The 23,770-nt window shown below is 58.3% G+C and carries 24 protein-coding genes; 21 read left to right on the top strand and 3 right to left on the bottom strand.

Going from position 1 to position 23,770, the window contains the following annotated elements; all coding sequences use genetic code 11:
* Positions 1-15: 15 nt before the first annotated feature.
* Complete coding sequence (locus ACQZ45_RS13255; RefSeq protein WP_448742279.1) at positions 16-840, top strand: TIGR00282 family metallophosphoesterase; 825 nt, start codon at positions 16-18, stop codon at positions 838-840.
* 127 nt (positions 841-967) lie between these two features.
* Positions 968-1,810: an MBL fold metallo-hydrolase gene (locus tag ACQZ45_RS13250; RefSeq protein ID WP_035251509.1), complete on the top strand. Its 843-nt coding sequence runs from the start codon at positions 968-970 to the stop codon at positions 1,808-1,810.
* A 38-nt stretch (positions 1,811-1,848) separates the two neighbouring features.
* Here ACQZ45_RS13250 and ACQZ45_RS13245 read toward each other — a convergent pair whose 3' ends face one another.
* Entirely contained in the window at positions 1,849-2,352 is a 504-nt protein-coding gene (locus ACQZ45_RS13245) for a pyridoxamine 5'-phosphate oxidase family protein (protein ID WP_003511401.1), read from the bottom strand.
* 200 nt (positions 2,353-2,552) lie between these two features.
* Between ACQZ45_RS13245 and ACQZ45_RS13240 the strand changes: the two genes are divergently transcribed.
* A complete protein-coding gene (locus tag ACQZ45_RS13240; RefSeq protein WP_003497595.1) occupies positions 2,553-3,299 on the top strand; it encodes a YebC/PmpR family DNA-binding transcriptional regulator in 747 nt (248 codons plus the stop codon).
* Between the two features lie 54 nt (positions 3,300-3,353).
* On the opposite strand, the gene ACQZ45_RS13235 is transcribed toward ACQZ45_RS13240, so the two are convergent.
* Both ACQZ45_RS13235 and ACQZ45_RS13230 read right to left on the bottom strand, forming a co-directional pair.
* Entirely contained in the window at positions 3,354-4,355 is a 1,002-nt protein-coding gene (locus ACQZ45_RS13235) for an LLM class flavin-dependent oxidoreductase (protein ID WP_003511400.1), read from the bottom strand.
* A gap of 132 nt (positions 4,356-4,487) precedes the next feature.
* On the bottom strand, positions 4,488-6,797 hold the full coding sequence (locus ACQZ45_RS13230; RefSeq protein WP_448742278.1) for a methyl-accepting chemotaxis protein: 2,310 nt from the start codon (positions 6,795-6,797) through the stop codon (positions 4,488-4,490).
* Between the two features lie 248 nt (positions 6,798-7,045).
* Between ACQZ45_RS13230 and ruvC the strand changes: the two genes are divergently transcribed.
* From ruvC to ACQZ45_RS13140, 18 genes are all read left to right on the top strand, one after another.
* Positions 7,046-7,558, top strand: coding sequence for a crossover junction endodeoxyribonuclease RuvC (ruvC, locus tag ACQZ45_RS13225; RefSeq protein ID WP_003511398.1), 513 nt, complete (start codon positions 7,046-7,048; stop codon positions 7,556-7,558).
* Positions 7,559-7,589: 31 nt separating this feature from the next.
* Positions 7,590-8,207: a Holliday junction branch migration protein RuvA gene (ruvA, locus tag ACQZ45_RS13220; RefSeq protein WP_003511397.1), complete on the top strand. Its 618-nt coding sequence runs from the start codon at positions 7,590-7,592 to the stop codon at positions 8,205-8,207.
* A 126-nt stretch (positions 8,208-8,333) separates the two neighbouring features.
* The gene (gene ruvB / locus ACQZ45_RS13215; RefSeq protein WP_003511396.1) at positions 8,334-9,374 is read left to right on the top strand and encodes a Holliday junction branch migration DNA helicase RuvB; all 1,041 of its coding nucleotides are present in this window, start codon (positions 8,334-8,336) and stop codon (positions 9,372-9,374) included.
* Positions 9,375-9,426: 52 nt separating this feature from the next.
* A complete protein-coding gene (locus tag ACQZ45_RS13210) occupies positions 9,427-9,645 on the top strand; it encodes a hypervirulence associated TUDOR domain-containing protein (RefSeq protein WP_075807662.1) in 219 nt (72 codons plus the stop codon).
* Positions 9,646-9,682: 37 nt separating this feature from the next.
* Positions 9,683-10,261 carry a DinB family protein gene (locus ACQZ45_RS13205; RefSeq protein WP_003511394.1) on the top strand — a complete coding sequence of 193 codons (579 nt, stop codon included), beginning with the start codon at positions 9,683-9,685 and terminating at the stop codon, positions 10,259-10,261.
* A complete protein-coding gene (locus tag ACQZ45_RS13200; RefSeq protein WP_003511393.1) occupies positions 10,261-10,788 on the top strand; it encodes an NUDIX hydrolase in 528 nt (175 codons plus the stop codon). Before ACQZ45_RS13205 ends, ACQZ45_RS13200 begins: the two co-directional genes overlap by 1 nt.
* Complete coding sequence (locus ACQZ45_RS13195; RefSeq protein ID WP_448742277.1) at positions 10,785-11,321, top strand: NUDIX hydrolase; 537 nt, start codon at positions 10,785-10,787, stop codon at positions 11,319-11,321. The genes ACQZ45_RS13200 and ACQZ45_RS13195 overlap by 4 nt, the downstream gene beginning before the upstream one ends.
* The gene (gene ybgC, locus ACQZ45_RS13190) at positions 11,318-11,758 is read left to right on the top strand and encodes a tol-pal system-associated acyl-CoA thioesterase (protein ID WP_003511391.1); all 441 of its coding nucleotides are present in this window, start codon (positions 11,318-11,320) and stop codon (positions 11,756-11,758) included. Before ACQZ45_RS13195 ends, ybgC begins: the two co-directional genes overlap by 4 nt.
* Positions 11,759-12,019: 261 nt before the next feature.
* Entirely contained in the window at positions 12,020-12,739 is a 720-nt protein-coding gene (gene tolQ / locus ACQZ45_RS13185) for a protein TolQ (RefSeq protein ID WP_003511390.1), read from the top strand.
* A gap of 46 nt (positions 12,740-12,785) precedes the next feature.
* The gene (gene tolR / locus ACQZ45_RS13180; protein WP_003511389.1) at positions 12,786-13,244 is read left to right on the top strand and encodes a protein TolR; all 459 of its coding nucleotides are present in this window, start codon (positions 12,786-12,788) and stop codon (positions 13,242-13,244) included.
* 8 nt (positions 13,245-13,252) lie between these two features.
* On the top strand, positions 13,253-14,422 hold the full coding sequence (locus ACQZ45_RS13175) for a hypothetical protein (protein WP_448742276.1): 1,170 nt from the start codon (positions 13,253-13,255) through the stop codon (positions 14,420-14,422).
* Between the two features lie 20 nt (positions 14,423-14,442).
* A complete protein-coding gene (tolB, locus tag ACQZ45_RS13170) occupies positions 14,443-15,750 on the top strand; it encodes a Tol-Pal system beta propeller repeat protein TolB (RefSeq protein WP_003511387.1) in 1,308 nt (435 codons plus the stop codon).
* 210 nt (positions 15,751-15,960) lie between these two features.
* Positions 15,961-16,494 carry a peptidoglycan-associated lipoprotein Pal gene (gene pal, locus ACQZ45_RS13165; RefSeq protein ID WP_003511386.1) on the top strand — a complete coding sequence of 178 codons (534 nt, stop codon included), beginning with the start codon at positions 15,961-15,963 and terminating at the stop codon, positions 16,492-16,494.
* A gap of 158 nt (positions 16,495-16,652) precedes the next feature.
* On the top strand, positions 16,653-17,645 hold the full coding sequence (ybgF, locus tag ACQZ45_RS13160) for a tol-pal system protein YbgF (protein ID WP_003511385.1): 993 nt from the start codon (positions 16,653-16,655) through the stop codon (positions 17,643-17,645).
* Positions 17,646-17,675: 30 nt separating this feature from the next.
* Positions 17,676-19,013, top strand: a complete 1,338-nt coding sequence (tilS, locus tag ACQZ45_RS13155; RefSeq protein WP_060642478.1) for a tRNA lysidine(34) synthetase TilS — start codon at positions 17,676-17,678, stop codon at positions 19,011-19,013.
* Between the two features lie 154 nt (positions 19,014-19,167).
* Positions 19,168-21,132 carry an ATP-dependent zinc metalloprotease FtsH gene (gene ftsH / locus ACQZ45_RS13150; RefSeq protein ID WP_013761814.1) on the top strand — a complete coding sequence of 655 codons (1,965 nt, stop codon included), beginning with the start codon at positions 19,168-19,170 and terminating at the stop codon, positions 21,130-21,132.
* 188 nt (positions 21,133-21,320) lie between these two features.
* Positions 21,321-22,673 (top strand): phosphoglucosamine mutase, encoded by a 1,353-nt coding sequence (gene glmM / locus ACQZ45_RS13145; protein ID WP_003511381.1) that lies wholly within the window; start codon positions 21,321-21,323, stop codon positions 22,671-22,673.
* Positions 22,674-22,861: 188 nt separating this feature from the next.
* The gene (locus ACQZ45_RS13140) at positions 22,862-23,707 is read left to right on the top strand and encodes an outer membrane protein (RefSeq protein ID WP_003511380.1); all 846 of its coding nucleotides are present in this window, start codon (positions 22,862-22,864) and stop codon (positions 23,705-23,707) included.
* The last annotated feature ends 63 nt before the right edge of the window (positions 23,708-23,770 follow it).

Below are 23,770 nucleotides of genomic sequence, written 5' to 3'. Positions count from 1 at the left end.
GATCGGGGCGGGTGAATGAGGCTTCTTTTTCTCGGAGATATGGTTGGCAAGACCGGACGCACGGCTGTCTGGGACAGGTTGCCCGGGCTTGTTTCCGATCTGAAGCTCGATTTCGTCATCGTTAATGGCGAAAACGCCGCCGGTGGTTTCGGCATCACCGAGGATATCTATCTCGAAACCATCAATGCCGGTGCGGATGTGGTGACGACCGGCAACCATGTCTGGGACCAGAAGGAGGCCGTTTCCTTCTGCGAGCGCCATGACCAGTTCCTGCGGCCAGCCAATTATCCCGATGGTACGCCGGGCAAGGGCTCGGGCATTTTTTACGCCCGCAACGGCGCGCGTGTGCTTGTCGCCAACATCATGGGCCGGGTCTTCATGCATCCGGAACTGGACGATCCCTTCAAATCGGCGGAGAACATTCTCGCTGCTTGCCCGCTGAAGGAGCAGGCCGACGCCATCATCTTCGATTTCCACGCGGAAGCGACGAGCGAAAAACAGTGTTTCGGTCATTTCGTTGATGGACGTGCAAGCTTCGTCGTCGGCACCCACACCCATGTTCCGACTGCTGACGCCCAGATCTTGAACGGTGGCACGGCCTATATGTCGGACGCCGGCATGTGCGGTGACTACGACAGCTCGCTTGGCATGGAAAAGGAAGAGCCGATCAACCGCTTCATTTCCAAAATGCCGAAGGGCCGTTTCGAAGCCGCCAGTGGACCTGCGACGATCTGCGGCGTCGGCGTCGAGGTTTCCGACCGGACCGGCCTTGCGGAAAAGATCGCACCGCTGCGAATTGGCCCGAGGCTCTCCGAAACCCTCCCGTCCTTCTGGGCGTGAGCTTTCGGCTTCTAGCGCTCATCACCCGTTCACAATGACGAGATCGTGAGCGTTCCGCCGCTGTTGGCGCTGGACGCCCTGCAAAACCTGCCTCATCTTCCTTTCTTCGCAAGTTCGAGGGAGTGGCATGATGCTGCGCGTGCTAATGCTTGCAATGGCCGGACTGGTTGCGTGCGCGGGAGCGGCCTTTTCCCAGGCTGGAAGCCGCCCTCCCGTTAGCCAGTGCCAGGCAATCGCCCGCAACATTCCCGGCGTCATGTTCGCCAGCTTCAAACCGGCAGGTGCCCAGCTGGCGCAGGCCACGGCTAAGGAAGAGGTGAAGATCAGCTTCATCGGCCATTCCACCTATCTCATCGAAAGTCCTGGCGGCGTGACGATCGCCACAGATTATAATGGTGTCTATCGCCCACCGGTCACGCCGACAGTGGTGACGATGAACCGGGCGCATATGACGCATTTCACTCTCAGTCCGGATCCGGCCATTCAGCATGTGCTGCACGGTTGGAGCGATACGCCCGGAGACAAGGCCGAGCACAAGCTTCTTGTCGGTGATGTCTATATCCGCAACGTCGCGACTGACATTCGCAACCGCTGGGGCGATTACGAATCCTTTCAGGAAAACGGCAATTCCATTTTCATCTTCGAGGTTGCGGGGCTGTGTATCGGCCATCTCGGCCATCTGCATCACGAACTGACGGACAAGCATTATGCCGAAATCGGTCGTCTGGATGTGCTGATGGTTCCAGTGGATGGTGGTTTGACGATGGGGGCCGACAGCATGAGCCGCGTGGTCAAGCGCCTGCGCTCCGCACTGATCTTGCCCATGCACCGCACTGGGCCTCCGTTGGAGCAGTTTCTGACGATGTTTGGGGAAAGCTTCCAGATTGCCTACGCAAAAGATGCGATCATCCGGGTCTCAATGAGAAACCTTCCCCGCCAGCCGCAGATACTGGTGCCTAAAGGCATGTAGTAAAGCGACCGGCGAGGAAAGTCGGGGGAGTCGGTATCTCAGGCGAAGGCGAGGTGCTGGCGAACGCCGACATCAGGCATTTTATCGTCGGACATATTGGCCTTGGCGATTTCCCAGCCGAATTTTAGCGTGCTGTCAGTCGAGGCCCAGATTTCCGCATCGTCAACATGCAGCGCCAGCATCGTCAGTTGCGGATCGCTCTTACCGTGCTCGTACCATGCTGCGGTGACAGAGTTCCAGTATTCTTCGATCTTTGTCCTGTCGTCGCGCGCCTCGAGCACACCCGAGAGGCAGGCGTGATAATCATGGTCCTTGCCGACGACACAAAAATGAGCCCGCGAACCCGGCTTCAGCGTTTTGACGAGATCGGTGTCTTTCTTGGAGAAAAACCAGATCGTGTTGGTCTTGGGGTCGGCGTGCGGTGCCATCGGCTGCATATGATTGTGCAGGCCCTCGAGGCCAAGCATGCCGGCATGGACCGAATTGACCTCATCCCAGAGCTGGCGGGCAGGGTTTTCTCTTGCTTCAGTCAGGCTGACCATGTGTTTCCTCCGTTGGGTTTGCTTCGGCGATCGGGAGGGTGAAAAATGTCCCGCTCTTCCGCTTTCATTGTCAAAACGAAAAGCGGATAAATCAGTTCCTTATATTCTTGCGGCCAAGAGAAAGCGCTTGCGGGCTTGAACGGCGGGCATATCGCACTTATAAGGCCCGCAATCTCCAAATTAAGACAATCAGGTTTTCCATGGCTGGTCATTCACAGTTCAAGAACATCATGCACCGCAAGGGCAAGCAGGACTCCGTTCGGTCCAAAATGTTTTCCAAGCTTGCGCGTGAAATCACCGTTGCGGCAAAGGCGGGCATGCCCGACCCGAACATGAACGCGCGCCTGCGCCTGGCAATTCAGAACGCCAAGGCCCAGTCCATGCCGAAGGACAATATCGAGCGCGCGATCAAGAAAGCTTCCGGTGCAGACAGCGAAAACTACGATGAGGTCCGTTACGAGGGTTACGGCCCGGGTGGTGTCGCCGTCGTCGTCGAGGCCTTGACCGACAACCGCAACCGCACCGCCTCCAACGTCCGCTCCATCTTCACCAAGGCTGGTGGCGCACTCGGCGAAACCGGATCAGTTTCCTTCTCCTTCGACCGCGTCGGTGAGATCACTTACAAGGCCGAAGTCGGCGATGCCGACAAGGTCATGGAAGCGGCTATCGAAGCTGGTGCCGACGATGTCGAATCTTCTGAGGACGGTCACACCATCATCTGCGGTTTCGAGGCGATGAACGAGGTTTCCAAGGCGCTGGAAGGCGTGCTCGGCGAAGCTGAAAGCGTCAAGGCCATCTGGAAGCCGCAGAACACGGTGCCGGTGGATGAGGAAAAGGCGCAGTCGCTGATGAAGCTCATCGACAATCTCGAAGACGATGACGACGTGCAGAGCGTCTATTCCAACTTCGAAGTTTCGGAAGAAATTCTCGCCAAGCTTTCCGCCTGACGGTTCAGATTTAAAAAAAAGCCCCGGCAGCGTCCTCGCTCCGGGGCTTTTTGTTTAGGCGGCCTTCCTGATGGAGGTCCGCACATCGGCGAAGATCTCCACGGATCGCAGCCGTTTTTCAATATTGTGGATCGGCATCGAGACGATCAGTTCGTCGGCCTGCGTTTCGGCGAGGAAGCCGTCGAGGTGGCGTCCGATTGTTTCAGGCGAGCCGACGGCGGCGAAACGCAAGGTATGTTCCACCGAAAAACGCTCCATCTCGTTCCAGTGGTCGTCCATGCTCTGAACCGGCTTGGGGAACGGGACGCGTACATTGCGGCGCAGGTTGACGAATTGCTGCTGTGACGAGGTGAAGAGATATTGCGCCTCCTCGTCGGTATCGGCGCCGACTCCCATCACTCCAACCATCACATAGGGCTTGTCCAGCGTCGCAGAGGGCTGGAAGCGCTCGCGATAGATATGGATCGCCTCCATCAGCATGTCAGGCGCAAAATGCGACGCAAAGGAATAGGGCAGGCCGAGTGCCGCTGCCAGATGCGCGCTATAGGTGCTTGAGCCAAGCAACCAGAGCGGCACGTGCGAATTCATGCCGGGCACGGCAAGGATCGCCTGATCCTGCTGGGGCTGGCCAAGGTACTGCTGGAGCTCGATGATGTCGTGCGGGAAGTTCTCCGCACCGGCATCAAGATTGCGGCGCAGCGCCCTTGCCGTCCGCATATCGGTTCCCGGCGCGCGGCCAAGTCCGAGATCGACCCGGCCAGGCAACAGTGCCGCCAGCGTGCCGAATTGTTCGGCAATGACGAGCGGGGAGTGGTTAGGCAGCATGATGCCGCCTGAACCGACGCGAATATGTTTCGTGGCGGCACCAACATGGGCGATCACGAGCGATGTGGCTGCGCTCGCAATACCAGGCATGCCATGGTGCTCCGCAAGCCAGATGCGGTTGTAACCGTGGTCTTCAGCCTTGATCGCCATGCGGCGAGAATTTTCAAGCGCCTGGCTGACGCTCTCGCCTTCGCCGATTGGCGAAAGGTCGAGAATGGAAAAGGGGATCATCCAACGCTCCTACACAAATTCTGTCTTTGATGCGGATGTAAGGCGCGTGTCCCGATTTACCATAGAAGTCGCGCAGAATTGAAGGATGGTTCAAAAAAATTGGGGCCTCGAAAGAGGCCCCTTTTCATTTTTTTAGCCCGCTCGACGGAATTGCCGGGTTTCGCGATGGTCTGGAGGTTGCCGGTCGGAAGCGAGCACGAATTGTCCGAGCCTGCCGTCCATCTCTCCCGCCTCGGAAGCGAGATTGTGAATGGCCGCCGTCGTCTCCTCCACCATGGCGGCGTTTTGCTGGGTCATGGTGTCGAGACTGGTGACGGTGCTGTTGATTTCAGCAAGCGTATGCGCCTCCTCGCGGGTGGATTCCATGATCTCTTCGATGCGGGAACTGATGGTCTGCACGTGCTTGCCGATGCCGGTTAGCGAGGCCCCCGCCTTTTCGACCAGTGCCACGCCGGTGGAAACCTCGTCGGTGGAGCGCTTCAGCAGGCTGGTGATTTCTTTTGCGGCGGCGGCCGAGCGTTGTGCCAGCTCGCGCACCTCCTGCGCCACAACGGCAAAACCCTTGCCGGCCTCGCCCGCACGCGCGGCTTCCACACCTGCGTTCAGGGCGAGAAGGTTGGTCTGGAAGGCGATTTCATCGATAACGCCGATGATCTGGTTGATCTGGCGCGACGAGGTCTGGATCGCTTCCATGGCGGCGATGGTCTGCTCCATGACGTGGCTGGACGCAGTGGCCTGCGTACTGGCGTCGCGGGCGATCCGTGTTGCCTGTTCGGCACGTTCGATCTGGTCGCGGACGGCTTCGGTGATTGCCTTGATGGCGCTTGCCGTCTCGGTAATGGAGGCGGCCTGCCGTTCAGTGCGCTCAGCGAGCTGGTCTGCACCTACCCGCATTTCCTCCGAGCCGCCGCGAACGGCGGCGGAATTGCCGCCGATGGCCTGCATGGTCTCGCTGAGCCTTGCAAGCGCCGTATTGAAGTTGTGGCGCAGACTTTCAAGATCGTCTGGGAAGACAGTCTCAATGCGATAGGCGAGATTGCCGCTTGCCAGTCGATCCAGCCCTTCGTCAAGAGAACGCACGACCATTTGCAGCGTGCCGGCCTCGGCCTCTCGTTCCGCAAGATGTGCGCGGCGTGCCGTTTCGGCTTCCTCGCGCGTGCGGGACGTGGTCGCTTCCATTTCCCGCTGCAAAATGAGTTTTTCGCGGAAACTGCCAAGCGCGCGCGCCATGCGGCCGATCTCGTCCTTGCGGTCCTGATTGCCGATCTCGGCATCGAGACGGCCTGCCGCCACTTCGCCGGTCAGCCCGGCCAGCTTCTCCAGCGGTGCGAACAGGCGCCGTGCAAAAAAGGCGGTTGCCGCGCACATCGCTGCCAGAACGCAAAGGCCGATGACGGCTAGCGTGCCGGCAATCGAAATGGAACCGGCGTTCAACTCACTGCGCAACATGCTTTCCACCGCGAGGTATTTTTCACCGGCAAACGAGAAGGCGCGGGCATAGGCATTGGCTTCGCCGTCCGGACGGTTGATCTTGGCGATCGTCATGCCGGACGTATTGAGTGCTTGTGCATGGAAGCCATAGATTGCCGGATTAAGGCTGACGAGACCGTTGCCGTCCACGCCCAGAACCTTGCCATCGGCGGAAACGATCGCGGATTGTTCGGAGCTGCCGGCGGAGATGCCTTTCGCGAGGATCTGGCTGAAGACCTCTTGTTTGACGCGGAAGAGAACGATGCCCTTGAACGCACCGAATTTGACTACCGGAATGCCGAAATAGATGCTGGCCTCTTTAGTCGCGGCGTCGATGCGCAGGCCGGAGAAACTCGTCTGCGCCACGTCGTTCACGGCTTTTCCTGCGTTGGTGGCTCCGCGCGCAAAAGCAGCCCCAAGGCCGCTATCCGCCCAGGCGCCACCCGTGACGGTTTCCCCGAAAGCCGGTCCTTTCAGATAGGAGTAATAAACCGTGCCGGCCGGATCGATGAAGAGAACATCGCTGAATGGGGTTCCCTTGAGGTAGCCGCCGATATCCGTCTGGGTTTTTTCATGGGTGGAATAATAAAAGCCGCTCGGATTTTCGGGCTTGATGAGCTTTTCTTTCTCTCCGTGGGGGTTTTCCTTGACGAAGACGCGTTGCAGTTCCGCCTTTGCGTCGCCGGAACTCTTCTGCACGGTGCCCCAGCCGCTGCGCATGGAAACTACCGCCATCTGCAGGGATTCGATCTTGGCGATGGAATCCGCCTGCGTTTCAAGCTGCTCAAGGCGTTCCTGCAGCATGTCGCCCCTGAAGACGAGAATGCTCTCCATGGATTTCGACGCCTGTTCCTCGAGAACGCCGCTGCTGCTTTGATAGCCGAGAAGCGTGAGAGCCCCGGTCGAGATCGTCATCAGCGCAAGGAAAATCACGAGCACTTTGGTGGATATGGAATGAAAACGGTTCAGCATGGCCGATGCAGCCCTCAATGCCGTATCACTTCCCGCACCATGCATTGATGGCGCCACCGGATGGCTGATATGGCGAAAATATTGCGCTGCGGATCATCATGTCCGCAGCTCCCCTTTTTTGATTTTGTGCGGGAACAATGCGGTACGCGGTTTAAGCAGAGGTAAATGCTGCACTGCAAATTTGATCAATGTTGTCGTTTTGTTCACTTATCGCTGGCAGGGTCGCAGCCGAAAAGATAGGGTGGCTTATGCAAAAGACGATTCGAATCATCGGTATCGACCCCGGGTTGCGGCGCACCGGATGGGGTGTCATCGAAACCTTCGGCAACAGCCTTCGGTTTGTCGCTTCCGGCACTGTGACATCGGATGGTGATATGGATCTCGCCTCCCGCCTGTGCCAGCTGCATGATGGGCTGGCGGATACCGTTCACAGCTATCAGCCCGATGAGGCGGCGGTGGAGCAGACGTTCGTGAACAAGGATGCTGTCGCCACGCTGAAGCTCGGTCAGGCGCGCGGCATTGCCATGCTGGTTCCGGCGCGGGCAGGGTTGCCTGTTTTCGAGTATGCGCCGAACGCGGTCAAAAAAGCCGTCATAGGTGTTGGGCACGGCGAAAAGCAGCAAATCCACATGATGCTGAAAATCCTGATGCCGAAAGCAGAATTCAAGGGTAACGATGCGGCGGACGCCTTGGCGATCGCAATCTGCCACGCCCATAATCGCGGCGGCGACAGGATGGCGCGGCTATTGGCGGCCGGTTGAATATTGAAGTCTCATTGCAGCGGGCGGCATCATGATCGGAAAACTTAAAGGCACCATCGAGGAAATCGGTACGGATTACGTGCTGGTGGATGTGCACGGCGTTTGTTACGTCGCCTATTGCTCGGCGCGCACACTCTCAAAAATAGGTTCCGCTGGTGAAGCGGTCGTCCTCTTCATCGAAACCTATGTGCGCGAAGACCAGTTGAGGCTGTTCGGCTTTTTGTCCGCACTTGAGCGGGAATGGTTCAATCTCCTGCAGAGCGTGCAGGGGGTCGGTTCGAAAGTGGCGCTGGCCGTCTTGTCTACCCTGTCGCCTTCTGAACTCGCCAATGCGATAGCGCTGCAGGACAAGGTGATGATTTCGCGTGCGCCGGGCGTAGGGCCGAAGGTGGCGGTGCGCCTCGTTACCGAGCTTCGCAACAAGGCGCCTGCCTTTGCAGGAGAAGCTTCGGCTTCCATCGGGCTCAAGCAGGAACTTGGCGAGGGTGTCGCCTCCGCGCCGGTGGCGGATGCCGTGTCGGCGCTCACCAATCTCGGCTATTCACGCGATCAGGCCGCAAATGCCGTTGCGGCAGCGCTGAAGAACGGCGGGGAGGGCGGCGACAGCGCCAAACTCATCCGGCTCGGCCTGCGCGAACTTTCACGCTAAGCTGCGCGCAGCAAGCGAACGAAGCCGGGTGCGATGCTGAATTTCGTGAAGCGCCTTCGTGCGACAGTCGTGATATAGCGGCGAAGACCATCTCTTGAATTGGTTTAGAACAATGGAATGCCCTCTATGAGCGATGCGGACAGACTGATTTCGGCGGACAAGCGCGGTGAAGATATCGACACCACAATGCGCCCGCAGTCGCTGGACGATTTTACCGGCCAGGCCGAGGCTCGCGCCAATCTCAAGGTGTTTATCGAGGCGGCAAAGAACCGTGGCGAGGCGCTGGACCATGTGTTGTTCGTCGGGCCTCCCGGTCTCGGCAAAACCACGCTGGCGCAGATCATGGCCAAGGAGCTTGGCGTCAACTTCAAGTCCACCTCTGGACCAGTGATCGCCAAGGCTGGCGACCTTGCCGCACTTTTGACCAATCTCGAGGAGCGCGATGTGCTCTTCATCGATGAAATCCATCGTCTCAACCCGGCAGTCGAGGAAATTCTCTATCCGGCAATGGAGGATTTCCAGCTCGACCTCATCATCGGTGAGGGGCCTGCGGCCCGCTCGGTGAAGATCGATCTTTCCAAGTTCACCCTCGTTGCCGCGACCACGCGTCTTGGTTTGCTGACAACGCCGCTGCGCGACCGCTTCGGCATTCCTGTCCGTCTGGCCTTCTACACTGTCGACGAGCTGGAACTGATCGTTCGGCGCGGCGCGCGGCTGATGGGTCTGAACATGACCGACGATGGCGCACGCGAGATAGCAAGGCGTGCACGCGGCACGCCGCGCATCGCCGGACGGCTCTTGCGCCGGGTTCGCGATTTCGCTGAGGTGGCACGGGCGGAAGCCGTCACCCGTGAGATTGCCGACGAAGCACTGACGCGGTTGCTTGTCGACAAAATGGGTCTCGATCAGCTGGACATGCGCTATCTGACCATGATCGCGGTCAATTTCGGCGGCGGCCCTGTTGGTATCGAGACCATCGCCGCTGGCTTGTCGGAGCCGCGTGATGCGATCGAAGACATCATAGAACCCTACATGATCCAGCAGGGTTTCATCCAGCGCACGCCGCGCGGCCGCGTTCTGACCGGTACTGCCTGGAAACATCTGGGCATGCAGCCGCCTAAAGATCTCGAGGCGGCGCAATTCCGGCTGACGCTGGAAGAGGATTGAGGGAACAAGCCCGGCGCTTTCGCATTTGATTTTCTTTGGTCAGGAAATGATGATGTCTGGATATCGCAAGGGTACGAAGGTTCGCTGGAAATGGGGCAACGGAACCGGCGAAGGAAAAATCGTCGAGACGTTTACTGATGATGTCGAAAAAACGATTTCCGGTTCCACGATAAAGCGCAAGGCCAGCAAGGACGAACCCGCTTATCTTATCGAGCAGGAAGATGGGGCGAAGGTTCTGAAGAGCAAGTCCGAGCTCGAACACGTCGATTGAAAAGCGGCGTTATCAGGCGCCATGAGAAGGGACGTCGATGGCCTACGATCCGACGCGGGTTTTCCGCAAACTCGCGCGCAACAACCGGCTGGCTAATTTAAGGCTGCATCAGGCTTGTCTTCAGCTGTTGCAGGAGGAATTCGTGGCCGCTCGCGTCAGCTTCTTTCCAACCCTTCGGGCGACCCTGAACCACATCTACACCGTTGACCTGTTTTATATCGACGCGATTAAAGGCGGGACGCTCGGCCTTGCCGCTTTTGAAGAGGAAGAGCCTTTCGCCACCATGGCGGAGCTGCATGTTGCCCAAGCGAAACTGGACGAAGAACTCATCGATTTTGTCGACATGCTGGATGAAGACGGCCTCGCTGCCATCGTCAATATTCATCGTGGAACACGCATCCAGCAGGATCGCTGCGATGATGTGTTGTCCCATCTCTTCCAGCATCAGACGCATCATCGCGGGCAGGTGCATGCCATGTTGTCCGGCACCATGATCAAGCCGCCACAACTGGATGAATTCATTGTGGGAGACGACGCAAAGGCGAGAAAAGCCGAGATGGATGCGTTAGGGTGGACGGAAACCGATTTGATGTTTCCAGCCAGCAGGTTCAGTTAATGACACAAGACACCACGGTGCAGGACACCCGTATCCGCATGAAATTCAAGCCGAAACGCATTTTCCAGATGCGCGTTGCGGGGCTGGCGTTTCGGGATGGCCACGTGTTGGTGCACCGCGCGTCCCATGAGAAATTCTGGACCTTTCCGGGTGGCCGCGCCGAAATGGGCGAGCGTTCCGAAGAAACGCTGGCGCGCGAAATGGTCGAGGAACTTGGCGTCGAAGCGAAGGTCGGGCGGCTTCTATGGGCGGTCGAGAATTTTTTCCATTATGAGGGTAAGGAGTGGCACGAACTCGGTTTCTATTACCTGATGGATTTGCCAGAGACCCTTGCCTTTCACCCCACGGATATCATTCACCGCGTTCAGGATGGCGATAACGAGCTGGAGTTTCGCTGGGTCGCTGCGACCCGTGATGCATTGACCGAACTCGATATTCCGCCCTATTTCATCGCGGATGAAATAGAACACCTGCCTGAGACCACAAGACACCTTGTCTGGTATGACGGCGACCTGGACGCCAAATGACTTCTGCCCCTGAGCGCCATATGATCCGGCTGGACCGCAAGCCGCAGCTGTTCAGCATGCGTGTGGCGGCGTTGATTTTCCACGACAACTATCTTCTCGTCCAGCGTGGCGCCAAGGATAGCTATTGGGCCCTGCCGGGCGGGCGGGCGGAAATCGGTGAAAGCTCCGAGCAGACCATCATCCGCGAGATCGGCGAGGAGCTTGACCGGGATTGCGTTGTCGAGCGTCTTCTCTGGTCGGCGGAGAATTTTTTCGCCTATGATGATTATGCCGCGCATGAACTGGCATTTTATTATCTGGTTTCGCTGCGCCAGCCTTTGCCGTTCCATGAAATCGATATAGTGCATCGCGTGCTGGATGGCGTCGAGGTGGAGTTCCGCTGGCTGCCCGCGCAGCCTTCCGCGCTGCTGGAACACGATCTCAGACCCCGTTTCATTGCTGAGCGCATCGAGATGCTGCCTCAGCGCCACGAGCATCTTATCGTCCGCGAAGGTCGTTCAGGTGCGGCCGAACTTTCCAAGGAGATATCATGAGCGAGCTTGTGGTTTCGCTTTCCGGCGAACTCATCGAACATGGGCACCGCCTGACCCAGCGGGTCTATTATGAGGACACGGATTTTTCCGGCCTCGTTTATCACGCGCGCTATCTGCATTTTCTCGAGCGCGGTCGAACCGACTACCTGCGTTGCCTCGGCTGCGAGCAAAGCGCACTCCTGACCGCCGACGAGGAGGGTCTCGTTTTCGTCGTCCATCGTATGGAGATCGATTTCAAGAGCCCGGCCCGGATGGATGATGTGTTGACGATCACCACCCTTACCGAAAAGGCCGGGGGCGCAAAAATGGTGCTCAATCAGGAAATCCGGCGCGGCGAAACGCTCCTTGTTGCCGCCAAGGTCATCATCGCCGTCATCAATGCCAATGGCCGGCCAAGGCGCCTTCCGGAGACGGTGGCCGAAAAATTCCTGAAGTAAGTTCGGGGCTGGTCCAGTAAATCCATCAGACGTGGCGCGGTTGTAACACTCCTTTAACCATAATGGTGTCTTACTTTAGCAACTGGCATTTGTGCGGCGCACGCCTTCCTTTCACCAAATTTATTGGCAAGTAAGGCTTACTGGCAAGTATCGGGGTATGGCAAAGGGGTTTGCGGCTGTTGCTGCATAGCTTCGAGCGTTAACACGCGTTTGAATCGCCCGGTCCCGTACCGGGCGTTTGGATTCGGGGATTGGATATTTATGGAACAGGCAGGTTTGGCAGCGGCGACGCACGATGTAAGTCTCTGGGCGCTGTTTATGCAGGCGGGCCTCATCGTGAAGTTCGTGATGATTGGACTTATCGCCGCCTCGGTCTGGACGTGGGCGATCGTCTTCGACAAATACGTAAGCTTCGGCAAGGCAAAGCGCCAGTTCGACCAGTTCGAACAGGTCTTCTGGTCTGGCCAGTCGCTCGAGGAGCTTTACCGCACTCTGGCAGAACGCCAGAATGTTGGTCTCGCGGCAATTTTCGTTTCCGCCATGCGGGAGTGGAAGAAATCATTTGAACGCGGCGCCCGTTCACCCATCGGTCTGCAAATGCGTATCGACCGGGCAATGGACGTGACGATTGCTCGTGAAGGCGAACAATACGAGGCCCGCCTCGGTTCGTTGGCGACGATCGGTTCTGCCGGTCCGTTCATCGGCCTCTTCGGTACGGTCGTTGGTATCATGACCTCGTTCCAGGCGATTGCCGGTTCGAAGTCCACCAACCTTGCGGTCGTGGCGCCGGGTATCGCCGAAGCGCTTCTGGCAACGGCCATCGGTCTTGTCGCGGCTATTCCGGCGGTTATCGCCTACAACAAGTTCACGGCTGACGCGCACAAGCTTTCCGCTCGCATGGAAGGTTTCGCCGACGAGTTCTCCGCGATCTTGTCGCGCCAGATCGATGAAAAACTTCAGACGCGGCAGGCAGCCCAATAAGCGCGCCGCGCAGTAATTTGCCGCAAGGCAAAATGGAGTAGATGTTATGGGTATGTCAGCAGGTGGCAGCAGCGGCGGTTCCGGTGGACGCCGTGGGCGCGGCGGACGTCGCAGGGGCGGCGCGATCAGCGAAATCAACGTGACGCCACTGGTTGACGTCATGCTCGTGCTGCTCATCATTTTCATGGTGGCCGCACCGATGATGACGGTCGGCGTTCCGATCGACCTGCCGCAGACATCTGCCAACGCGCTGAATTCGGATACGCAGCCGATCACGATTTCCGTCAATGCCAATGGCCAGATCCATTTGCAGGAAACGGAAATCCAGGCTGCCGAGGTGGCCGACAAGCTGCAGGCAATCGCCACGACAGGTTATAACGAACGCATCTTCGTGCGCGCGGATTCCGTTGCCGCCTATGGCGTCGTCGCCGACGTGATGGCGCGTATCCAGGCAGCGGGCTTCAAGAATATCGGCCTTGTGACCCAGCAGAAACAGGATAATTGACGTCAGCAATGAAGGGCAGCCTTACCACATCCGCGATCGTGCACGCATCGCTTCTGGCTTTCGCCCTCGTTTCCCTGGGCTCGCCGGAGCCTCTTGACGTGTCGCAGGCTGAGGCACTGCCTGTGGAGCTGGTGCCAATCGAGGAATTGAGCCAGATCCAGCAAGGCGACAAGAACGCGCCGAAGGCGGAAAAGTCGGCCCCGGTTCCGACTACACGTCCGGATATCGTTCCGAACGCTCAGAATGTCGGCAACAACGTGGCCGATATAGAAGCGCCGCCGACGCCTACTACAAAGCCGAACGACAATATCAGTGCGGCCGCTCCGCCAAAGCAGGAAAAGCCGCAGCCGGTTGTCGACACCAAGGCGAATGAGGTGAAGGAAATCGTCAAGGAAGAGACCTCGGCTCCGAAGCCGCAGGAAATGGCCGCCTTGCCGCAGACCAAGCCCGAGATCGCGCCGCAACCCAAGACGGAGCCGCCGCCGAAGGAAACGAAAGCGGAAGAGCCACCCCCGGTGCAACAGGAACCGGCCGAAATTCCCGTGCCGCCGAATGTGCCGCGCCCGAATTCCCGCCCGGAGCCGCCGAAGCCGGAAGTGCCGAAACAGGCTGAGACCAAACCTGCCGAGCAGAAGCCCGCTGAGAAGCCTGCAGAGACCAAGCCCGATCAGGCAAAGTCAACGGACAAGCCTTCCGACAAGAAGCCGGGTGAGAAAAAGCAGGAAACGGCGAAATCCGCTTCGTCTAAGGAAAGCGATTTTAACGCTGACGATGTTGCCGCGCTTTTGAACAAGCAGGCGCCCTCCGGTGGTGGTGCAAAGCGCTCCACCCAGCAGGCATCGCTTGGCGGCAAAAAGACCACGGGCGGTTCGACGCTCAGCCAGACGGAAATGGATGCGCTGCGTGGCGCAATCCAGAAAAACTGGCAGATCATTCCCGGCATGGCGGATGCCTCGGACGTTCGCGTTCGGGTCACCATGAAGCTTGACCGTGATGGATCCATCATCGGCCGACCCGAGATCGAAGCAACGGGTGGTTCCGAGGGAACGCGTCGCGCCCTTTCCGGTGGTGCCTATCGCGCCATCATGCGTTCTGCTCCGTTCACGAACCTTCCTGCCGACAAATATGATGCATGGAACGAAGTCGTAGTGAATTTCGATCCCAGTGAATTGCTATGAATGCTGAAAGGCCTGGCAACATGAAGATATTTTCGCCGATCCGGCTGGTGCTCGCTGTCGCGGCCCTTATGTCGGTTTTCTCCGCACCGGCTTTTGCGCGGGTGGAAATCAACATCAACAAGGGCAACGTCGAACCCTTGCCCATCGCCATCACCGACTTCATCTCGGGTGACGGCATCGGCGCGCAGGTATCGGCCGTAATTGCTGCCGATCTGCAGCGTTCCGGCCTGTTTGCGCCAGTCAACAAGAGTGCCTTCATCGAAAAAATCGCCAACCCGGATCAGCAGCCGCGTTTTGAGGACTGGAAGGTTATCAACGCGCAGGCACTCGTAACGGGCCGCGTGACGCGTGAAAGCGATGGCCGTCTGCGTGCGGAGTTCCGCCTTTGGGATACTTTCGCAGGCCAGCAGATGACCGGGCAGCAGTTCTTCACGCAGCCGGAAAACTGGCGCCGTGTCGCCCACATCATTGCGGACGCCATTTATGAGCGCGTCACCGGTGAAAAGGGTTACTTCGATACCCGCGTCGTTTTCGTCTCCGAAAGCGGCCCGAAGACAGCCCGCAAGCGTCAGCTGTCGATCATGGACCAAGACGGCTTCAACGTCCGTAACCTCACCAATTCGAACGACATCGTTCTGACGCCGCGTTTTTCGCCGAACCGTCAGGAAGTCACCTACATGTCGTTTGAAGGCCAGCAGCCGCGCGTTTACCTGCTGCAGCTGGAAACCGGACAGCGCGAAGTGGTCGGTAATTTCCCCGGCATGACATTCTCGCCGCGCTTCTCGCCGGATGGCCAGAAGGTCATTATGAGCCTTCAGCAGGATGGTAACGCCAATATCTACACCATGGACCTGCGCTCACGAACCACGACGCGCCTGACGAACACGTCCGCGATCGATACTGCACCGTCATTCTCCCCGGATGGGCAACGTGTTGCCTTTGAAAGCGACCGTGGCGGCCGTCAGCAAATTTACGTGATGAATGCCGATGGTTCAGGACAGCAGCGTATTTCGTTCGGCGACGGGTCGTATTCCACGCCGGTCTGGTCGCCACGCGGCGATCTGATCGCCTTCACCAAACAATCGGGCGGCAAGTTCTCGATTGGCGTGATGAAAACCGACGGTTCGGGTGAGCGCATTCTGACCAGCGGCTTTCATAATGAAGGCCCAACATGGGCGCCGAACGGCCGTGTGCTGATGTTCTTCCGCCAGAACGCTGGTGCTGGCGGTCCGCAGCTCTATTCGATCGACTTGACCGGCTACAACGAACAGCTGATCAAGACTCCCACCTTCGCTTCAGACCCGGCCTGGTCGCCGCTTCTGGACTGATATTGACTGCCATGACGGCGCCGGCCCAACCGGCGCCGTCATGTTTTTACATATGCCGTACGGGAAACTGCCTCTTTCTTGCCGCAAAGTGTTGTGAGGGAGCAAAAAAGTGGGACGTTTCCTTTCTGTTAACCATAAGCGTTTGTCGGCTATTAACCTCGATCCGTTAGTGTCTGGCAACGTTATTGCAATCCCAAGGAGAGACCGGCGATGAGCCGTACACACACTTCGGCACTCAGCCCGATGCAGAAACTGGCCCGTAATCCGGCTGTTATCGCCATGACGCTCGCTCTTGCTCTCGCAGGCTGCGCGAACAAGAAGAACATGCCGAACAGCGCCGGTGAGCTCGGTCTCGGCGGTGCGGGTTCTGCGACGCCCGGCTCCCAGCAGGACTTCACGGTTAATGTTGGCGACCGCATCTTCTTTGATACGGACTCGACGTCCATCCGTGCAGACGCGCAGCAGACGCTGCAGCGCCAGGCACAGTGGCTTGCCCGTTACCCGAAATACGCCATCACCGTCGAAGGCCATGCCGACGAGCGCGGTACGCGTGAATACAACCTGGCGCTCGGCGCCCGTCGTGCCGCTGCAACCCGTGACTTCCTGGCGTCCCAGGGCGTTCCGGCAAGCCGCATGAAGACGATCTCCTACGGCAAGGAAAAGCCGGTCGCCGTCTGCGATGACATTTCCTGCTGGTCGCAGAACCGCCGCGCTGTGACGGTTCTCGGTGGCGCAGGCATGTAATCGCCTAACGCTTTTGTGATCTCGAATGGAAGGCGGTCTATGGGCCGCCTTTCGTTTTTTTCATAGTTTGGCCGAAGTTAAGTTGCTTTTTCGGTTGATATGGAAAAAATCCGGCTTGCGCCATTCCGGTGCAAATCAGTTAAGGCAGGGCAAATGAGATGAAGAAACTTGTCGTGGCGGGAATGCTGGGGCTTGCAGCCTGCACCGGCTTGAGCGGCACAGCCGTTTCGGGTCCGCTGTTCGGTGCGGGGGGTAGCTTCGGCACGATCAACTCTCAGCAGGTCCCAATTGTGCGGGTTCAGGCCAATGAAGCCTATAAGGTTCAGCAGCTTGAAGAACAGATCCGGCAGCTCAACGGCCGTATCGAAGAAATGAGCTTCCAGCTTTTGCAGATGCAGGAAACGATCCGCAAGGCGCAGGAAGACAATGAATTCCGCTTCCAGGAACTGGAAGGCGGCAAAGGCGCGAGTACCACCGCGCCGAAAAAGAAGGCGGAGGCCACTCCGGCCGCTCCGCCGAGTGACGACGTTGCAACGATCATCGAAACGCCACCTCAGGGTGGCGCTTCCGTTTCGCCGTCCTCTTCCGCGAACGCGCCGACGAGTGCACCGGGAGAGACGACGCTTGGCTCCATCGAGCTTGATTCCAAGGGCATGCCGATCGGTGGCTCATTGAACCAGGGTGCCAACAATTCTTCCGGTAGTCTTCCGGGCGTTACCACCGGCAACGGGTCGCGCAAGACCGATCCGGTCAACACCGCAGCACTCACCAGCGAGGGCGATATCTATCAGGCTGCTTACGGTCATGTTCTTTCCGGCGATTACAAGCTTGCGGAGCAGGGGTTTCAGCAATATCTCCAGGGTTACCCGAAAGGCACCAAGGCCGCCGATGCCAGCTTCTGGCTGGGCGAGGCACAATATTCGCAGGGCAAGTTCAACGAGGCCGCAAAAACTTTCCTGAACGGCCATCAGACCTATGGCAAGTCTCCGAAAGCACCGGAAATGCTGATGAAGCTCGGCATGTCGCTTGCAGCTCTGGACAACACCGAGACCGCCTGCGCCACGCTGCGCGAAGTGCCGAAGCGTTATCCCAGTGCTTCAAAGACTGTGCTGAACAAGGTTGCCAGCGAACAGAAGCGGCTGAGCTGCTGATCTTGCTCCTGCCATGGCGGCGGTCTTTCCATGCCGGTTGATGTCCGCATTTTGAACGAAAAGACGGTTGCGCCGCTCGCTGCGGCTAGGTCCTTCGTCGAAAATCTTCGCAAACCCGTCCATATTCTCATCGCAATCTCCGGCGGTAGCGATTCCACCGGTCTGTTGCTGGCAATGCATGAGGCGAGGGCGGAGGCAGACCCCGACCGGGTGCGGCTTTCCGCCGTCACGGTTGACCATGCCCTAAGGGCGGAATCCGCTGATGAGGCTCACAAGGTCTCCCTGCTCTGCGCGGAACTCGGTATCCCGCATACCGTGCGCCGATGGGATGATCCCAAACCCGCTTCCGGCATTTCCGAAGCCTCTCGTCTTGCCCGATATAGTCTGATCGCCGACGTTGCGAGCGACATTGGCGCCGATCTCATCGTGACGGGGCATACTCTTGGCGACCAGCGGGAAACCGTGGCGATGCGTGCCGCCAGAAGCGGCAGCAGCGAAAATCTCGGCCTCGCCGGCATGGCGGATGCTGTATTATACGGTGGACGCCACTGGATCATGCGGCCGTTTCTGACCTGTGAAAGACAGGAGATCCGCGATTTCGTATTATCTCGCTCGCGTGGCTGGTCTGACGACCCTAGTAATGACAACGCGCGCTACGAGCGGGTTCGTGTGCGGCAGTCGCTTTCCGACTCTCCGCCGCCGTTTGATGCGCAGGCCGCCGTCAAACGACAGGCATATTCCGAGAAAACCGCCTTTTTTCTCCAACAAAACGTAGAAGTCTTTCACGCCACGCTCGCCAGATTGTCGATTGAAGGCCTGATGCCCGATCTTCCCGAATTTCGGCACGGGCTAGCGGTGCTCATCGCTAATCTCGGTGGAAGGGCCTATTTCCCGGCGGCCAGCAGCATGGATCGGGTGTTGCAGTTTCTCAAAACCAGCGAGAACGGACGGATAACGGTTGGCCGCGTTCTTTTCGATCGCCGAAAGGACGGGCTTTATCTTTTCCGCGAGCATCGGAATATGCCGGAACTGCAAGTCGAGGCTGGCGGGCAGGGCCTCTGGGACGATCGTTTCTTTGTGAAAAACACATCGGCTTTTCCGGTCAATATTGCGGCGGGCAGGACGGGTGGCATTGCGGATGCGGCAGCGCTTTTTCCAGCGGTGCCGCCAGGGATTGCAAAACAGGCGATGGCGATCCTGCCGCAAATTGCCGCGTTGGTTCCCGGTCGAGCCTCTCCGGAAGGTGCCATCAGTATCGTGCCGAGGCTTGCCCCCTTCGATCTTTTTCTGCCGCGCTTCGACCTTGAGTTGGCGAATGCCATCGCGGTTTTATTCGGCCGTGCGGCCTATCCACAGCCGCCGGTTTAAATCCGGCCTCTTTTTCGTGAATTGCCTTGGAATAGTTTTTACACCAAAACGCATCAGATAACGCCCTTTGCCTTGGCAACGGCAGATGTCGTCCTTATGTTAGGGTCGAGTAATAGCGGGCAGCAAACATGTCCGTGTGAGTTCGGGGAGTTCGATGAACCCAAATTTCAGAAATTTCGCCTTGTGGGCCGTGATTGCCCTCTTGCTGATCGCTTTGTTCAGCATGTTCCAGACTTCGCCGACGCAAACGGGTTCGCGGGAAATTCCGTATTCCCAGTTTCTCCGCGATGTGGATTCCGGGCGAGTTCGCGACGTGACCGTCACCGGTAACCGGGTTCTCGGAACCTATACCGAGAACGGCACGGCCTTTCAGACCTATTCCCCAGTAATCGACGACAGCTTGATGGAGCGCTTGCAGAGCAAGAACGTCACCATCGTCGCGCGTCCCGAGAGCGACGGTTCTTCCGGTTTTTTGAGCTATCTCGGCACGCTTTTGCCGATGTTCCTCATCCTCGGCGTCTGGCTGTTCTTCATGCGGCAGATGCAGGGCGGCTCGCGCGGCGCGATGGGCTTTGGCAAGTCAAAGGCCAAGCTTTTGACGGAAGCGCACGGCCGCGTGACGTTTGACGACGTCGCAGGTGTGGACGAAGCCAAGCAGGACCTTGAGGAAATCGTGGAATTCCTGCGCGATCCGCAGAAGTTCCAGCGACTCGGCGGCAAGATCCCGCGCGGCGTGCTGCTGGTCGGCCCTCCAGGTACTGGTAAGACGCTACTGGCGCGCTCCGTCGCGGGTGAAGCTAATGTGCCGTTCTTCACCATTTCCGGTTCTGACTTCGTGGAAATGTTCGTCGGCGTCGGCGCAAGCCGCGTGCGTGACATGTTCGAGCAGGCCAAGAAGAATGCGCCGTGCATCATCTTCATCGACGAAATCGACGCTGTCGGTCGTCACCGCGGCGCCGGTCTCGGCGGTGGCAATGACGAACGCGAACAGACGCTCAACCAGCTGCTGGTCGAGATGGACGGCTTCGAGGCGAATGAAGGCATCATCCTCATCGCCGCCACCAACCGTCCGGACGTTCTCGATCCCGCGCTTCTGCGTCCCGGCCGTTTCGACCGTCAGGTCGTCGTGCCGAACCCGGATATCGTCGGCCGTGAGCGCATTCTCAAGGTTCACGTTCGCAACGTGCCGCTGGCTCCGAATGTCGATCTCAAGGTTCTGGCCCGTGGCACCCCCGGTTTCTCGGGCGCTGACTTGATGAACCTCGTCAACGAAGCCGCCCTGATGGCCGCCCGCCGTAACAAGCGCGTGGTTACCATGCAGGAGTTCGAGGACGCCAAGGACAAGATCATGATGGGTGCGGAACGCCGCTCCTCCGCCATGACCGAAGCGGAAAAGAAACTGACCGCTTACCACGAGGCGGGGCATGCGATTACCGCGCTCAAGGTTGCTTTGGCTGATCCGCTGCACAAGGCGACAATTATTCCGCGCGGCCGTGCACTCGGCATGGTCATGCAGTTGCCTGAAGGTGACCGCTACTCCATGAGTTACAAATGGATGGTGTCGCGTCTGGTGATCATGATGGGTGGCCGCGTTGCCGAGGAGTTGACCTTCGGCAAGGAAAACATCACCTCCGGCGCATCTTCGGATATCGAGCAGGCCACCAAGCTTGCCCGCGCCATGGTAACGCAATGGGGCTTCTCCGACGCTCTCGGCCAGGTCGCCTATGGTGAAAACCAGCAGGAAGTCTTCCTTGGCCATTCCGTCTCGCAGTCCAAGAATGTCTCCGAGGCAACGGCTCAGACGATCGACACCGAAGTCCGCCGCCTGATCGACGAGGCCTATACAGAGGCACGTCGTATCCTGACGGACAATCACGACGGGTTCGTTGCTATTGCCGAGGGTCTTCTTGAATACGAAACCCTCACGGGCGACGAGATCAAGGCTTTGCTGAGGGGCGAGAAGCCGGCCCGCGATCTGGGTGACGATTCTCCTGGCAGCCGTGGCTCGGCTGTTCCGAAAGCAGGCACCAAGAAGGACGGCCCAAGCGAAGTCAAGGGTGACGGCGAAGCCAAGGGCGACGGCGAGGCTGAAGGCGGCATGGAGCCGCAGCCGCACTGATTGCTTGGCCAAGACGACTATTGAAAAAGGCCATCCGGTTTTCCGGGTGGCCTTTTCAGTTTGGTAACAAGATATAAGCCATTTTTGCGGTAATTTACGTGCTGTTTATCGTGGTTTGTGGCATTTAGCCAAAAACGCTTCCGGTAGTTTTATGCTATGCCGGAATGCCCGAAAGATTTGGAGTTCAAATGGCACGCCGTTATTTCGGAACCGATGGTATCCGCGGACAATCGAACGTCTTTCCCATGACGCCGGATCTGGCGATGCGTGTGGGCATTGCGGTCGGAACGATCTTCCGCCGGGGCCATCATCGCCATCGTGTCGTGATCGGCAAGGATACACGGCTTTCGGGCTACATGCTGGAAAACGCGCTGGTCGCAGGTTTCACCGCGGCCGGCCTTGATGTCTTCCTGCTCGGGCCCATTCCAACCCCCGCTGTTGCCATGCTGACCCGCTCGCTGCGGGCCGATATCGGCGTAATGATCTCGGCGTCGCACAACCCATTTTCCGATAATGGAATCAAGCTTTTCGGACCCGACGGATACAAGCTTTCCGACGAGCTTGAGCTGGAAATCGAAGATCTTCTCGACAAGGATCTCTATGCCCAGCTCGCCAAGCCGAGCGAGATCGGACGCGCCAAGCGCGTGGATGGCGATATCTACCGCTATATCGAATTCGTCAAACGTACCCTGCCGCGTGATGTGACGCTGAGCGGGCTCAGGATCGCCATCGACTGTGCCAATGGCGCTGCCTACAAGGTGGCTCCCGCAGCACTCTGGGAACTGGGCGCCGAAGTCGTTACCATCGGCAACGAGCCGAACGGCATCAATATCAATCTCGAATGCGGCTCCACCCACCCGGAAGCCCTGCAGAAAAAGGTGCATGAGGTGCGGGCCGATATCGGCATCGCGCTCGATGGCGATGCGGACCGTGTCATCATCGTCGACGAACGCGGCGAGATCGTCGACGGCGACCAGCTCATGGCGGTGATTGCCGACAGCTGGGCTTCCGACAATACCCTGCGTGGTGGCGGCATTGTCGCAACCGTGATGTCCAATCTCGGTCTTGAGCGTTTCCTTGGCGACAAGGGTCTCACCCTTGCCCGCACCAAGGTGGGCGACCGTTATGTTGTCGAACATATGCGCAACCACAATTTCAACGTCGGCGGTGAGCAGTCCGGCCACATCGTCTTGTCGGATTATGGCACGACTGGCGATGGGCTGGTGGCAGCTTTGCAGGTTCTCGCCAAGGTCAAACGTTCGGGCCTCACCGTCAGCGAGGTTTGCCGCAAGTTCGAGCCGGTGCCGCAGCTTTTGAAGAACGTCCGTATTTCCGGCGGCAAGCCATTGGAAAATCCGATCGTGCAGCAGGCGATCGCCGATGCGGAAAGCGCATTGGCCAATAATGGCCGCCTCGTTATCCGCCCCTCCGGTACGGAGCCTTTGATCCGCGTCATGGCGGAGGGCGACGATAGTGCGAAGGTGGAGCAGATCGTCAACGATCTCGTCGGCGTTATCACCAATGCCCGCTCGGCTGCATAAATTGCGCCACCAAATGTGAAAAGAAAAAGCCGGCTTTCGAGTCGGCTTTTTCTTTGAGTATTGCCTAATAAATATAGTGAATGATCGTGGTTAATCGGGACTTAACCATTTTACGCCAATCTCCGTGACTGAACAGTTCACTGGCATTTGCTGCCGCAACGGCAGGTGCCTCTTCTGGAGTGGAAGTCATGAAAAACGCTTTGGCCGGCATTCTGGCCGTTCTGATGACCGGCACGAGCGCCTTCGCTGCCGATCTTTATCAAGCTGAACCTGCGCCTGCCTATGTCGAGGCACCCGAAGTGCAGATCACGCAGGCAAGTGGTTGGTATCTGCGCGGCGACGTCGGTTATTCCTTCAACAAGCTTCGCGGCGCCAACTATTATCAGGGTGGACCGGGTGGTTATCTCGCCGATTTTGATACGGCTAATGTCAAGGATAGCTACATCGTCGGCGCCGGTGTCGGTTATCAGTTCAACAACTATTTCCGCAGTGACGTAACCTTCGATTACATGGGTAAATCGGATTTCCGCGGTTCTACCATCGGCGGCTGTGGTTCCGTGCCCGGTCCCTGCGTTTCAGCGGATCTCAGCTCGCTTAGAGCATACACGCTGATGGCAAACGCCTATGTCGATCTTGGTACCTATGGCCGCATCACGCCCTATGTTGGTGGCGGTATCGGCGGCTCCTACGTCAAATGGGATAAGCTGCGCAATACTTCGTGCAGCACCAACGGCCTTGGCTGCGACCCGACCACCGAACATGGCGGCAGAGGCAAGTGGCGCTTCGCCTATGCCCTGATGGCCGGTGCATCGATCGATGTTACCTGTAATCTGAAGGCAGATGTCGGTTACCGCTTCCGCCAGATCAACAAGGGCGACATGTTCGATTTTGCGAATGGTGGCGGTCCTGGCCGCGACAAGGGTCTGTATTCGCATGAGGTTCGCGTCGGTGGCCGTTATGTCTTTAACGGCTGCGATACCGCGCAATACATGCCGCCTGCCGATATTCCGCTGCAGCCTGCCGTTTATAAATAAACGTCACGCCCGACTGTTAGCTTCAAGCCGTTCGCATCCTCCTCCGGTGCGGGCGGTTTTTGT

It is taken from the genome of Agrobacterium sp. 16-2014-1-2a, from assembly GCF_053522705.1.
This window is presented reverse-complemented; position numbering and strand designations above follow the sequence as displayed.